Origin of the sequence: Nocardioides malaquae (genome assembly GCF_015070385.1) — a bacterium.
In the GTDB taxonomy this organism is placed as follows: Bacteria; Actinomycetota; Actinomycetes; order Propionibacteriales; family Nocardioidaceae; genus Nocardioides; species Nocardioides malaquae.
This window is the reverse complement of sequence record NZ_JADCSA010000002.1, coordinates 42055-55469: the sequence shown is the minus strand read 5'-3', so window position 1 is coordinate 55469 and position 13415 is coordinate 42055. Positions and strand designations below refer to the sequence as shown.

At 73.4% G+C, this 13415-nt stretch carries 10 protein-coding genes; 4 read left to right on the top strand and 6 right to left on the bottom strand.

The window, feature by feature from the left end:
- Positions 1 to 4 precede the first annotated feature (4 nt).
- The 3 genes from IEQ44_RS02155 to IEQ44_RS02145 are packed head-to-tail and all read right to left on the bottom strand — an operon-like array spanning position 5 to position 4605.
- Positions 5 to 1450, bottom strand: a complete 1446-nt coding sequence (locus IEQ44_RS02155; protein WP_319804439.1) for a DUF5719 family protein — start codon at positions 1448 to 1450, stop codon at positions 5 to 7.
- On the bottom strand, positions 1393 to 4305 hold the full coding sequence (locus tag IEQ44_RS02150) for a glycosyltransferase family 2 protein (protein WP_193636797.1): 2913 nt from the start codon (positions 4303 to 4305) through the stop codon (positions 1393 to 1395). Before IEQ44_RS02150 ends, IEQ44_RS02155 begins: the two co-directional genes overlap by 58 nt.
- A 45-nt stretch (positions 4306 to 4350) precedes the next feature.
- Complete coding sequence (locus IEQ44_RS02145) at positions 4351 to 4605, bottom strand: WhiB family transcriptional regulator (RefSeq protein ID WP_193636796.1); 255 nt, start codon at positions 4603 to 4605, stop codon at positions 4351 to 4353.
- A gap of 166 nt (positions 4606 to 4771) precedes the next feature.
- On the opposite strand from IEQ44_RS02145, the gene cofD reads away from it, so the two are divergent.
- The 3 genes from cofD to IEQ44_RS17800 all read left to right on the top strand — a co-directional run bounded on the left by cofD (position 4772) and on the right by IEQ44_RS17800 (position 7564).
- Positions 4772 to 5764, top strand: a complete 993-nt coding sequence (gene cofD, locus IEQ44_RS02140) for a 2-phospho-L-lactate transferase (RefSeq protein ID WP_193636795.1) — start codon at positions 4772 to 4774, stop codon at positions 5762 to 5764.
- A 2-nt stretch (positions 5765 to 5766) separates the two neighbouring features.
- Positions 5767 to 6771 (top strand): coenzyme F420-0:L-glutamate ligase, encoded by a 1005-nt coding sequence (gene cofE, locus IEQ44_RS02135; RefSeq protein WP_193636794.1) that lies wholly within the window; start codon positions 5767 to 5769, stop codon positions 6769 to 6771.
- A gap of 61 nt (positions 6772 to 6832) precedes the next feature.
- Positions 6833 to 7564 (top strand): DUF3105 domain-containing protein, encoded by a 732-nt coding sequence (locus IEQ44_RS17800; RefSeq protein WP_193636793.1) that lies wholly within the window; start codon positions 6833 to 6835, stop codon positions 7562 to 7564.
- A gap of 6 nt (positions 7565 to 7570) precedes the next feature.
- On the opposite strand, the gene IEQ44_RS02125 is transcribed toward IEQ44_RS17800, so the two are convergent.
- Positions 7571 to 8692: a mannose-1-phosphate guanylyltransferase gene (locus tag IEQ44_RS02125; RefSeq protein WP_193636792.1), complete on the bottom strand. Its 1122-nt coding sequence runs from the start codon at positions 8690 to 8692 to the stop codon at positions 7571 to 7573.
- On the opposite strand from IEQ44_RS02125, the gene IEQ44_RS02120 reads away from it, so the two are divergent.
- On the top strand, positions 8691 to 9503 hold the full coding sequence (locus tag IEQ44_RS02120; protein ID WP_193636791.1) for a TIGR03089 family protein: 813 nt from the start codon (positions 8691 to 8693) through the stop codon (positions 9501 to 9503). The genes IEQ44_RS02125 and IEQ44_RS02120 overlap by 2 nt on opposite strands.
- Here the strand turns inward: IEQ44_RS02120 and IEQ44_RS02115 are convergent.
- Positions 9485 to 12364 carry an FG-GAP-like repeat-containing protein gene (locus IEQ44_RS02115; protein WP_193636790.1) on the bottom strand — a complete coding sequence of 960 codons (2880 nt, stop codon included), beginning with the start codon at positions 12362 to 12364 and terminating at the stop codon, positions 9485 to 9487. The two genes, IEQ44_RS02120 and IEQ44_RS02115, sit on opposite strands and share 19 nt — an antisense overlap.
- Before the next feature lie 271 nt (positions 12365 to 12635).
- Positions 12636 to 13415, bottom strand: coding sequence for an ABC transporter ATP-binding protein (locus tag IEQ44_RS02110; protein ID WP_193636789.1), 780 nt, complete (start codon positions 13413 to 13415; stop codon positions 12636 to 12638).

The following is a 13415-nucleotide window of genomic DNA, read 5'->3' as shown; positions in this document are numbered from 1 at the left end:
GTGCTCAGTAGAGCGCGGGCGCCACGTGGGGCACCCAGGTGTCGGTGACCAGCTCGGTCACCGGACGCACCCGGGCGAGCTCGCCGCCGGTGCCTTCCACGGCTCCGGAGACCGAACCCTCCGCGACGACCACCTCGACGTAGCGCGCCCGCGCCGCCAGGGGCACGCGGGCTCCGCGGTCAGGACCGACCTGCACCGCTCGCTCGGGCAACGCTCGACCCGACGCGGTCCGTTGCACGACCCGGACCTCCCCCGCCTCGGTGGCTCCGGCCAGCACCAGGCGCTTCGGGCCGGCGTCCACCAGCAGTGCGCCGCGCTCGCGCAGGGGCGTCGAGGCGACCGCGTACGAGAGGCGTCCGGCCACGCGCGTACGCAGCACGCCGGTGACCGGCTCCTGCGACTCGAGCCGCAGGCCGAGCACGTCGGCCGAGGCCGACGAGCGCAGGAAGCGCGACAGGTCCACCGTCACGGTGGCCCCCGGCGGCACGGACACCTCGGGCAGGTCCTTGGGGTCGAACTCGCTCTCCGGCGTGACGGCCCGCACCCGCACCATGGTCTGGGCCTCACCGGCGTTGGTCAGGACGAGCACACGCTCGCCCGGCCCACGGCCCACCCCGGGCACCACCAGCGACGTGTCCGGCGCGGCGGCGGGCGGCAGCCATCCCAGGGCGCGTGCGCCACTTCCGAGGGGCACCACCCGGTCGACGGCCCAGGAGGCCAGACGACCCCGGCTGACCGTGACCCGCACGGTCAGGTCGTCGGGCTCCGGCAGCAACGTCGCCAGGTCGAGGGAGACCTCCCCGCGCGGCTCGACCGCCACGCCGCGCAGACGCGAGACCTCACGCAGGCCCTTGCTCGTCAACACCGTGACGTCGGCCAACGCCGGTCCGGCGTCCGGGTTGTGCAACGTCAACACGGAGGAGTGCTCCGGACCGGCCCCCACGCCGGCGAACCAGACGTCGCTGGCCGGTGCGGGACAGTCGATCCCCCCACCGACTCCCCCGCGGGCCGCCAGCAGGCCCGGCGCGGTGACGTCGCGCCCCCGCAGCACCAACGACCCACGCACCCGTCGCTCGGCGGTCCGGCCCGGCTGCAGGGTCAGGTCGTCGCCCCCGCGCACCTCGACGGGACCGGCCGCACCGTCCTCGCCCGAGGCCACGGCGACCACGTCGGCGCCGCCCTGGGCAGCGGGGCAGACCAAGGTCCGAGAGGTCAACGGGGCGGGCGAGGGAGACCGTGACCCCTGCTCGGTGGGCGACGGGTCGACCGTGGCCAGCACTGCGACGGTGAGCAACGGGATCACGAACGCCAGCAGCAGCACCGGGTCGATCCGTCGTCCCCCGGCGCGGCGGTCGGCCACCGGGGCCGCCTGCCGTGCTCGATCGGGCCTCGTCATGACTGCCTCCCCGTCCGCACGCTGGGGGCGGCCGCGACCACCGCGACGACCCACGCCACCCCCTGCACCACGAGCAGCAGCAGGCGCCAGAGCCCGACCTCCCCGGAGACCGCCGCGGTCGAGGTCTCCTGCTCCACCCGCCAGGCGCGCGTCGCACGGTCCTCGGCGCTGGCCTGGACGAAGCCGTCGACGGCGTCCAGCCCCGCGGAGAGCCGCCCGTCCACGGGGCCCGGCAGCACGACGTACTCGATGCCGCGCTCGGCCAGCGCCTCGACGTCGCGGGGCTGGGGCGCCGAGACGAGACGGGCGACGAGCTCGGTCATCGGACGGTCCTCGGGAGTGAGGCCCAGCACCTCGTCCTCGCCGACGGTGATGCCGTCGCCGCGCCGCACCCGGTAGCTGACGCCGTCGTCGACCGAGCCGCGCACCACCAGGACCCCGCGGTCCTCCTCGCCCGCCAGCGAGCTCTGGGCCATGTAGGCCGGCACCACCTCGACGGGGTCGTCACCGAACTGGTGGTCGGCCTGCAGCCACCACACCAGGCCACCGGCAGGGACAGCCGCCGCGACCAGGGCCACCACGACGGCCACGGCCTGCTGCCACCAGGGGTGCGGGCCTCCGGCGAGCCGCCGCACCAACGCGCCCGTGCCGAGCGCAGCCGCCACGATCGCCACCCCTTGGAGGATGACCACGAAGAAGCCGGTACTGGGTGGGGTGGGCGTCGCGGGCAGGTCGAGCTCGACGAGGGCCAGCAGGGCGACGACGCAGGCGGCCGGCAGGGCGACCAGCCACCCGATGAGCACCGGAACCCGGGTCGAACGCGGGGCGATCGCCAGCACGGCCAGCACCCCGACGGGCACGCCCAGCCACCACGGCGCACCCGCGTCGGACATGCGGCCGGTCAGCAGGCCGGTGACGTCTGCCGCGGCGACCGGCAACCGCCCGGCCTCCAGCAGGAGTCCGGAGAAGGCGCCCTGCCCGACCAGCGGCAGGAACCACGGCACGAGCAGCAGCGGCACCAGTCCGAGCGCGAGGGCGGGCGGCGCCCACGCCGAACGGTCCTGCAGCAGACGGGGGCTGATCGCGGTCGCGGCAGCCACCACCAGCGCAGCAGCCAGCAGCGCGAAGAGCCAGACCCCCGGCACGAACGCGGTGCACAGCGCCAGCAGGAGCCCGGTCCGCCAGGCGGCTCGGACCCGGAGCTCGGGATCGGGGTCGACGAAACCGACGGCGGCGTGGGCCAGCCACGGCAGCAGCGCCGCCAGGGCGACGGTGCCGAAGCGTCCCTCACTCCACGCTCCCGACGTCGCCGGCACGAGGGCGTAGGTCACCGAGCCCCAGACGAGGACCCACGTGGTGAGACCGCGCGGGTCGACGAGGCGACCCACGAGCCGCAGGAAGCGCCAGGCCCCCCACAGGGCGACCGGGACGGCACCGAGCATCAGGGCGCTGACGGCCGCCTGCGCGCTGCCGCCCAGCACGGTGCCGGCGAGCGCGAGCAGCGCCACGTAGGCCGGCGCGGGGACCTCGGACCCGGTGCCGAGGGGGTGGCGCGACTCGGCGTGGAGCCGCCACCAGTCGCCCACGCTCTGCGGGACGGGCGAGAGGGCACCGCCGGCGATCTCCCCGAAGGCGGCGCGGGCGGCCACCAAGGAGCCCAGGACCGCCACTGCGAGCACCACGGCGACCGGGTTGGTGAGGAAGTTGACCACCCACCCGCTGTCTGCGTAGACCTCGTCCTCGCCGTCGTCGCCCTCGTCGGACCGCGGCTCACGCACCACCTGGAGAGGCGCGAGGGCGGGCTGGGCCGCGATCTCCGCGGCCCGGGCCTCCTGGCGCGCCTCCCGGCGTCGGTCGGCCAGGTCCTGGGCGCCCGTGGTCAGCGCCTGCGCGACGTCGGAGACGACGTCGAGACCGTGCCGGTAGGGCAGCCACCACGGCGGCCGCAGGTGGGCGACCGACCGCGCAGCCTCGGCGCGCACGCGGGCCCGGTCGCTGCGCGCCCGTCGGATCTCCCCGGGGCGGGTGTAGACGTGCACGAGCGCGGACAGCTCGGCCCGCGCCTCCCCGAAGGCGCGCACCCCCAGCAGGCCGACCACCCGCACCAGGCTGCCGAGCAGCAGCCGCAGGGTCTGGGTCAGCAGGCGCCGCGAGTCGACGTTGGCCAACAGGGTGAAGAGCGCCGCCCGACGTTGCTGGTCGTGGGGGTGGCGACCGGTCAGGGGGGTGCGCCGCGCGCCGCGGGTCGCGGCCTCGGCGTGGAAGACAACCGCCTGCGGCACCACGAACGTACGCAGGCCGGCGCGAGCGGCGCGCCACCCGAAGTCGATGTCGTTGCCGAAGATCGGCAGTCGGTCGTCGAAGCCGCCGAGCTCCTCCAGCGCGCTGCGGCGCACCAGCATCCCGGCGGTGTTGACCGCGAGCACCTCACGTTCGACGTCGTGCTGGCCCTGGTCGTACTCGCCGCGCTCGAGACCGGTCTCGCGGCGGCCGGTGCCGGAGATCGTGACGCCGAGCTCGAGCAGGCGACGCAGGGAGGGCCACTCCCGCAGCTTGGGACCGAAGGTGGCGACGTCGGGATACTCCTCGGCGGCCAGGGTGAGGGCCAGCAGCGCCTCGGGGTGGGGCGCGGAGTCGTCGTGCAGGAGCCAGATCCACTCGTCCTGGCCCGCGGGCGGGAGCGCGTCGAGGGCGGCTCGCACGGCGGCCGGGTAGGAGGTCGTGGCCGGCGCGCGGACCAGGGCCGAGGTGCCGTACGCCGCCGCGAGGAGCTGGGGCGAGTCGTCCTCGCTGCCGGTGTCGACGGCGACCAGACGGTCGACGGGCCGCAGCTGCTGGCCCAGGGCGTCGATGACCTGCGGGAGCCACCGGGAACCGTCGTGGCTGACGAGGACGGCGGAGACGATCACTCCGCACACCCTAGGGACCGGGGCGGAGCGGGGAGAAACTGCGGGTCAGACGGCGCGCTTCTTGAGCTTGCGCCGCTCGCGCTCGGAGAGCCCGCCCCAGATGCCGAACCGCTCGTCGTTCATCAGTGCGTACTCCAGGCAGTCGGAGCGCACGTCGCAGGTCAGGCAGACCTTTTTGGCCTCCCGCGTCGAACCGCCCTTCTCCGGGAAGAACGCCTCGGGGTCGGTCTGTGCGCACAACGCGCGGTCCTGCCAGCCCACCTCTTCGGAGTCGGCGTCGAGGAGGAACAGTTCCCGCATGACTTTCTTCCTTTCGCCGGTGTGAGCGACCTCATCCCCCTGAGGTGCTCGCGTGAAACAACACTGGTGGAATTACATGCCCGCGACGGGCACTTAGTCAAGCCGAATCCGAGGAAGTCCACCCCCATGGGCGTGTCGTGCACCGGTTCCGGCAAAATTCTGTCGTATGCGTGACATCACGGTGCTCTCCGGTGGTAATGGGACCGCGGCCCTCCTGCGCGGCCTGCTCCGCACGATCACCTCCGGCACCCTCCCCCACGTCGACACCGACGCCCGCGTCACCGTCGTCGTCAACACCGCCGACGACCTCTGGGTGCACGGCCTCAAGGCCTGCCCGGACCTCGACACGTTGATGTACGCCCTCAGCGAGGCCGCTGCCAACGGCAGGGCCGACGTCTCCACCCAGAACGTCTCCACCGAGCTCGCGGCCTACGGCGTGGAGCCGCGCTGGTTCGGCCTCGACGACCGCGACGTGGCCACCCACCTGGTCCGCACCGAGATGCTGGACGCGGGCTACCCCCTCTCGGCCGTCACCGAGGCCCTGTGCCGGCGGTGGAACCCCGGCGTCCGCCTCCTGCCGATGACCGACGACCGGGTCGAGGCCCACGTCGCCGTGGCCGACCCCGACAGCCCGAGCGGGCGGCGAGTCGTGCACCTGCAGGAGTACCGACGCCGGCTCGAGGCTGCGGTGCCCGTCGAGGCCGTGGCCTTCGTGGGCCTCGACCGTGCGACCCCGGCTCCCGGTGTCGTCGAGGCCGTGACGGAGGCCGACCTGGTCCTGCTGGCACCCTCGGACCCCGTGGTCTCCCTGGGTCCCGTGCTCGACGTTGCCGGCGTCCGGGAGGCGCTGCGCACCACGAAGGCCCGCGTCGTCGGCATCTCCCCCGTCAGTGCCGGTACGCCCGCACCCGCGGCCCTGCGCCAGGTGCTCGCCGCGAGCCGGCTGGAGGCCAGCGCCGCCGCGGTGGGTCGCCACTTCGGGGCGCGGCGCACCGGGGGCCTGCTCGACGGGTGGGTCGTCGACGACTCCGACGCCGCCGACGTGGCAGCCCTGCAGGTCGCCGGGCTCGACGTGGCCACCGCTCCGGTGGCGACCGACTCCCCCGAGGCCGCGGCCACCGTCGCCGCCACTGCCCTGGCCCTCATCGCAGGCCGTTGACGGTGGGCCGGCTCAGCGTCGTCGCCCCCGACGGCATCGGTGAGGTCACCGAGGGCACCGACCTGGCCGCGCTCGTCGCCGAGGTCGCGGACCTGCGCGACGGCGACGTCGTCGTCGTCACCGGCAAGGTCGTCTCCAAGGCCGAGGGCCGCACCGTCGTCGTCGGCACGGGCCCCGCGAGCGACGCCGCCTACGAGACACACCTGGCCGGCGAGACGCTCCGTCTCGTCGCCCGACGTGGTCGCACCCGCATCGTGCGCAACCGCCTCGGCCTGGTGATGGCGGCCGCCGGCATCGACCGCTCCAACGTGGCCACCGACGCCCTGGTCCTCCTGCCGCTGGACCCCGACGCCTCGGCCCGCACGATGCGCGCGCGGTTGCACGACCTGGTCGGCGTCAACGTCGGCGTGGTGGTCACCGACACCGCCGGGCGGGCCTGGCGCGAGGGCCAGACCGACATCGCGATCGGCCTCGCCGGCGTGCAGCCCGCCGAGGCGTTCGCCGGGCGCCACGACTCCTACGGCAACCCGCTCGCGGTCACCCTGCCCGCCGTGGCCGACGAGATCGCCGGGGCCGCGGAGCTGGCGCAGGGCAAGCTCGGCGCCAGGCCGGTCGCCGTGCTGCGGGGGCGTGCCGACCTGGTCCTGCCCGTCGGTGACGACGGGCCGGGGGCTCGTGCCCTGCAGCGCCCCGAGGGCGCCGACCTCTTCGGGTTCGGGGCCCGGGAGGCGGTGGTGGTCGCCCTGGCCGACGAACCGCACCTCCGGCCGGTCTTCGGGGCACCGGCCGACCTCGTCGAGCTGGCAGACGCCTTCGACCGCGTGGTGCCCGGCTCCGAGCTGCGCACGGACGACGGCGAGGGCGACGAAGGGGCGGAGCTGACCCTGCCACGCCCGGTGCCGGTCGTCGTGGTCCGCGCGCTCTGCATCGCCCATGGGTGGCGCCTCGACGGCCAGCCCGGGCACGGTGCGGTCACCTCGGCCCACCTCTCACCCAGCGCCTCGTAGACTCCACCCCGTCCTGCCGCCCGATCCGCCGGGTGGCGCCGAACCGTGAGGGACCACGTACGTGTCGAAGCAGGAGAAGCCGGATCGCCGGGCCGTCGTCCACGAGATCCGCAACTCGCAGAAGTCCGCCGACCGCCGCAAGGGCGGCATGATCATCGGGGTCTCGGTGGCACTGGGGCTGCTCATCATCGTGGCGGCCGCCTGGAAGCCCGTGACCGACGCGCTGTCGACGCGCGAGTTCAAGGCGAAGGAGCTCTCGACCATCGGCGCACCGGCGAGCAGCTGCCAGGACGTCACCACCGCCCCGGCCAGTGGCATGATGGACCACGTCGAGCCGGGCACCGAGATCCCCTACGAGGAGTCGCCGCCGGCCTTCGGCACCCACTACGACTCGTGGGAGCCGATGGACCGCAAGTTCTACGGCGAGGACCGTCCCGACCTCGGCTTCCTGGTGCACAACCTGGAGCACGGCTACACGATCCTCTGGTACGACGAGACCATCGCCGACGACGCCGAGCAGATGGAGGTCGTGCGCGGGATCGCCGCCAAGTTCGACGGCGACGACATGCGCAACAAGTTCAAGGCCGCTCCCTGGACCTCCGAGGACGGCGAGCCCTTCCCCGACGGCCAGCACGTGGCCATGACCCACTGGTCGGCCGGCGGCGCCGGAGAGAGCGACACCTCCAAGCAGGTCGGCGTGTGGCAGTACTGCTCGGAGCCCAGCGGCGAGGCCCTCGAGACCCTCATGACGGAGTACCCCTACATGGACTCCCCCGAGCCCGGCGGCGGCTGAGCCGACTCAGGTGATCGCGTCGTGGCCGTCCTCCTTGAGGGCGGCCACGATCGTCTTCACGTCCTGCGCCCGATTGCGCGTGGTGACGAGGAGGGCGTCCGGGGTGTCGACCACCACCACGTCGTCCAGACCCACGACCGCGACCGTCCTGCCTCCCGCGGGCACGACCAGACCGCTCGCGTCATGCGTACGCACCGACGCGGCGTCGCCGAGCACGCGGAGGGTGGCGCCGTCGGCGGCGAGCTGGTCGAGCAGGTCGCCGAGCGAGGCGAAGTCGCCCACGTCGTCCCAGGCGAAGCCCCCGGGCACGCAGGCCACCCGGCCCGCGGCCGCGGCCGGTTCGGCGACGGCGTGGTCGATGGCGATCTTCGGCAGCGTGGGCCAGACCTCCTCGATCCGCTCCGGCTGCGCGGCGAGCTCGCGCAGGGCGGCCGCGAAGTCGGCGTCGCCCTCGGCGAGGAGGTCGAGCAGCACCCCGGGTCGGACCACGAACATGCCGGCGTTCCAGCGGTAGGCCCCCGTGGCCAGGTAGGTCTCGGCCACCTCGCGCGAGGGCTTCTCCACGAACTCCTCCACCCGCAGGGCGGTCAGCCCCGGCAGGGTCGCCTCGGCGCGGATGTAGCCGAAGCCGGTCGCGGGGGCGTTCGGCTCGATGCCGATGGTCACCAGCCAGCCTTCGCGGGCGGCGGCGACGGCGTCCTCGACGACGGCGGCGAACGCGGCCCGGTCGCCGATCACGTGGTCGGCGGCGAAGGAACCCATCACCGCCTCGGGGTCGACCCGCTCCAGCATCGCGGCGGCGAGCCCGATCGCCGCCATCGAGTCACGCGGCGACGGCTCGGCGACCACCTGCTCGGAGGCCACCTCGGGCAGCTGGGCACGCACCGCGTCGGCGTGCACGGCCCCGGTAACCACCAGGCACCGCGGCCCCACCAGCGGGGTCAGCCGGTCGACGGTGGCCTGCAGCAACGTGCGCCCCTGACCGGTCAGGTCGAGCAGGAACTTCGGCGCACCCGAACGGGACAACGGCCACAGGCGGGTGCCCGCGCCCCCGGCGGGGACCACGGCCCAGAAGTGGTCGATGCCGAGGTCGGCGGCGGGAGGGGTCTCTGCGCTGGTGGCGGGCATGGCAGCGAGGGTAGAGCACGGACCGGAGGAGGACCTGCTGGCGTCTACGCTGGGCTGCGTGACCACTCCCACGACCTTTGCGGACGTCCTGGCCAGTCGGGTGAGCAAGGCCCCCGGTGACCCGTTGATCACGTTCTACGACCACGCGAGCGGGGAACGCGTCGAGCTCTCGGCCGTGACCTATGCCAACTGGGTCGCCAAGGCGGCGGGCCTGCTGAGTGAGGAGTGCGACCTCGAACGCGGCCAACGGATCAGCGTCGACCTGCCCCCGCACTGGTTGGGGCCGGTGTTCCTCGGCGCGGCCTGGACCGTGGGCCTCGTCGTCGTGCTCGACGACGCCGGCGGTGCGGACGTCGACGCCGTCGTCTGCGGACCCGACTCCCTGGAGCGGTGGGCCCCGCGCGCCGCCGAGATCCCGGTGCTGGCGTGCAGCCTGCTGCCGATGGGGGTCCGCTTCCGCGACGGCGTGCCCGAGGGTGTGCGCGACGTGGGCATCGAGGTGTGGAGCCAGCCCGACGCCTTCACCGCCTGGGACCCGCCGACGGGCGACGACGCGGCGCTCGTCGTCGACTCCGGCACGCTCACCCAGGCCGCACTCGTCGAGACGGCCGCCGCCGGGAGTCTCCTCACCGACGGCGGCCGCCTCCTGACGGTGGCGAACCCGACTTCCCCATCAGGTCTCGCCACCTTCACCGAACCCCTCGTGCGAGACGGGTCGGTGGTCCTCGTGGCCTCCGCGGACCCGGAGCGGCTCGACGCCACGGCCGAGCAGGAGCGGGTCACGGACCGGGATCAGCCGGCCAGGTCGTAGACCCCCATCCCCTCGCCCAGTATCCGGCGGCCGGTCAGGCCCGACGCCGAGGAGGTGAAGAGGTAGAGGTGGCCCGTCGCCTTCTCGCGCGCCACCAGGTCGGTGCTGCGCGGCGCGAGGTGCGCGTCGCTGACCGCGACCTTCCAGTCGTACAGCGTGGGGTCGTAGACCGGCGAGGTGCCGATGCGCCCCACGGCGCCGGTCAGGCCGGCCACGGCCACCCCCTTCGCCACGGACTTGTGACCACGTCCCGCGAAGAAGTACGACTTCCCCTCGCGCGTGCCGATCAGGTCGGGCTTGCCGTCGCCGTCGATGTCACCCACGGCCTCGAGGTTGGCGACCGAGCCGAAGCCCTTGCCGATGCGCTTGGGCTTGGCGAGCTTGCCGGTGCCGTCTCCGCGCCGCAGCTGCAGGGCACCGTTGTCACCACGCACGGTGATGACGTCGCCGTGGCCGTCTCCGTCGAAGTCGCCGGCGTTGACCAGGGCGGTGATCCCACCCGCGGTCACGCCCGTGGCCACGGGGGCGCCCAGGTCGAACGTGCCCGAGTGGGAGAGGACGACGAGCTTGCCGCCGCGCCGCGCCACCAGGTCGGGCAGGCCCGACGCAGTGAGGGTCGTGACCGAGAGGTGCGTGAGGTTCTTGCGGGTGGTCAGCGGGCCGAGGGCCACCCCGAAGGTGCCGTCGCCGCGACCCGGCAGCACGTGGAAGGCGCCGGCCATGTTGCGCACCAGCAGGTCCTGGCGGCCGTCGGCGGTGAAGTCGCCACCGCCCGCGATGGTGAGACCGCTCGCCCCGGGCGTACGCACGGCGGCACCGAGCTTGGGGCCGGGGAGTCCCGGCAGGGTCCACACCGCACCGTTGGCCTCGCGGGCCACCAGGTCGACGCGGCCGTCACCGGTGACGTCGCCCGCGGCGTGCAGGGAGGCGAACCGCGCCGCCTTGCGTCCCAGGCGCACGGTGCGGAACTTGCCCTTGCGGGTCTGGACGAAGCCGATCAGGCGTCCGCGGGCGTCACGACCGACGAGGTCGTTGCGGCCGTCGCCGGTGAGGTCACCGATGCCCACCACGAGGTCGTGGTTGCGGGTGGCACGGATCCGCTTGCCGGGTCCGCCGAAGCCACCGCGGCCGTCACCGGCGTGGACGAAGGCTGCCCCCTTGGCGTTGAAGGAGAGCACGTCGCCGCGGCCGTCTCCGGTCAGGTCGGGGGTGGCGACCACGTTGCCCCGCTTCTTCCACCCGCTGGAGGCCACTCGCGGCTTCGTGAGCTTGGCGGTGCCGCCGGTGGGCAGGATGACGATCTTGTTGTCGCTCGAGCGTCGCACCACGAGGTCGGGGTGCGGGGTGCCGACCAGGTTGGAGTCCTTGACGGGGGCCGACAGCACGGGCGGCGCCTCGGGGGTCGGCGTGGGCGTCGGAGTCGGGGTCGGCGTCGGAGTCGGCGTGGGCGTGGGCGCGCTGCCCTGGGCCGCCCCGGCACCGCGCCGGATGTCCGCGAGTCGGGCGTACAGGTGCTGGCCGGGGCAGGCGGTGCTGCCGGCGTCGCGGTGCCCGTTGATCGCCGGGAACGTGCGCGAACCGATGCGCTGGCGCGCCGAGGTGGCGTCGACCCCGTGCAGGCCCAGCTTCCAGGCCATCAGGGCGCTGTAGGCGTTGACGACCGCCTGCGAGGGCCTGACCGTCTCGAAGTTGCCGATCGCCGACATGGCGAAGGAGTAGTCGTTGTAGCCCAGGGTGTGGGCGCCGACGACGGCCTTGTCGACGCCACCGAAGCGGCCCTCCCAGATGCGACCGAACCGGTCGACGAGGAAGTTGTAGCCGATGTCGCTCCAGCCCCGCGAGCGGGTGTGGTAGGCGTAGATGCTGCGGATGATGCCCGGCACCTGCTCCGCGGTGTAGTCGTTGGCGTTGACGGTGTGGTGCACGAACCCGCCGCTGATGGTGCCGTAGCGCAGCGACGACTTGTCGCGCAGCTTCTCGTTGGCGCCCCACTGGGCGCGCGAGTAGATCGTCGGCTTCGGGGCGGTGACGTTGTTCGAGCGGGCCCGCAGGGCGATGTCGCCCTCCGTGTCGCTCGCCTCCCCGGTCGCCTCGGCGGCAGGAGCGGAGTCGCCCCCACCCTCGATGGCGGGCTCCTGCTCACGGGTCTCGGCCTCGCCCGGGTCGACGACGGCCAGGGAGAGACCTTCGGGCAGGTCGGTGGCGGCGTCGGCGCGCAGCTCGACCTCGTCGACCTCACCGACGATGAGGGCATCCGTGCCGTTGCGGGCGGCCGCGGCGTCGGGGCTGTCCCCCTCAGGGGCGTGGGCGTCGTGGTACTCGAGCGGCTGCCACTGGCTCCACTCCTCGCCCACCCGCGTACGCACCTGGAGTGCGATCTCGTCCTCGGCGACGGATGCGTCGCCGTCCCAGGTGACGCCGACAGCGCCGTAGCCGGTGACCGGTGCGCTCACCACGGCCCCGGCTCCACGCTCCGTGCCCTCGACAAGCCCGTGCGCGTGGCCCTCGTGGGCCTCGTCGTCGTGGTGTCCCTCGGGGTCCTGGGCACCCTTGCGCGGCGTGTCGGACTCGGGGGCGGTGCGCGGAGCCGCCTCGCGGCGCGGTGCACGACGCGACGAGCGCGGCTCCTCGGTCTCGACGGCGTACTCCTCGACCTGCGGCTCCACCGGGGCCACCGGCACCTGGGCGGTCGGGACGCTCGCGGGGTCGACGCTCGCCCCCACCACGCCGGTGGCGGACGGGGGCTGGGCGACCACGTCGAGGGTGACGACGGATGCCGCGGGGACGAGTACGGCGGTCACCACACCGAGGGCCAGGGTGGTCTGGCACGCGGTGATGAACCGGGCTTGGCTGTTGCGCATATCGGCTGCTCCACTGTGCGGGGGAAGAGTCACACGGTGAGCAAGTTTCACACCAGTCACACGACAGGTCGAGGGAAACTGAGTAACTACAATCGTGTAATTTCCAGTCGACACGCCGACAGAAGTGAATATTGTCAACTCCTGGGGCTCCGACAGGCCCCAACTGCGGCCGCTGGACGCCCCCTGACCCCCGGAAACGCCGCAGGGCCGACCCGGTGTCGGGTCGGCCCTGCGGATGCGGAACGTCGCGGCTGGCGACGCGGTGATGGCCTCAGATGTCGGCGCCGAGACCGTCGTCGGTCGGGTCACCGGCGACGTCGGTCTCGTTGTCGTCGTACTTGAGGAAGTGGATCCCCTCGTCCACCCCGCCGTCGAAGGCCAGACGTCCCTTGTCGAGCACCAGCACCCGGGTGCACAGGTTGCGCACCGCACCCGGCGCGTGGGAGACGTAGAAGATCGTGGTGCCCGACTTCTTGATCTCGTCGAGCTTGTTCTTGCACTTGCGCTTGAAGGGACGGTCCCCCACCGCCAGGGCCTCGTCGGCGATGAAGATGTCGGAGTCGACGTGGATCGCCACCGCGAAGCCGAGGCGCGCCTTCATGCCGGAGCTGTAGTAGGTCACCGGCGTGTCCAGGAACTTGCCGAGGTCGGCGAACGCCACGATCTCGTCGAACTTGCGTCGCGTCTCCGCCTCGCTCATCCCCAGGATCGCCGCGTTCAGCCAGAGGTTCTCCCGGCCCGAGAGCTGGGGGTCGAACCCGGCGCCGGTCGCGATCAGCCCGGCAATCCGCCCTCGGGTGAGCACCGACCCGGAGTCGGGCACCATGACACCGCTGATCAGCTTGAGCAGGGTCGACTTGCCCGAGCCGTTGAGCCCCATGAGGCCGATCGCCTCGCCCTCGGCGACGTCGAAGGAGACGCCGTCGACGGCGTTGAACGTGTCGTGGGTCTTCATGCCCCGGGCCTTGGCCAGCACCATCTGCTTCAGGGAGCGGTGGTACTGCATCCGGAAGGTCTTCGTGGCGTCGCGCACCTCGATGAAGTTGGTCAT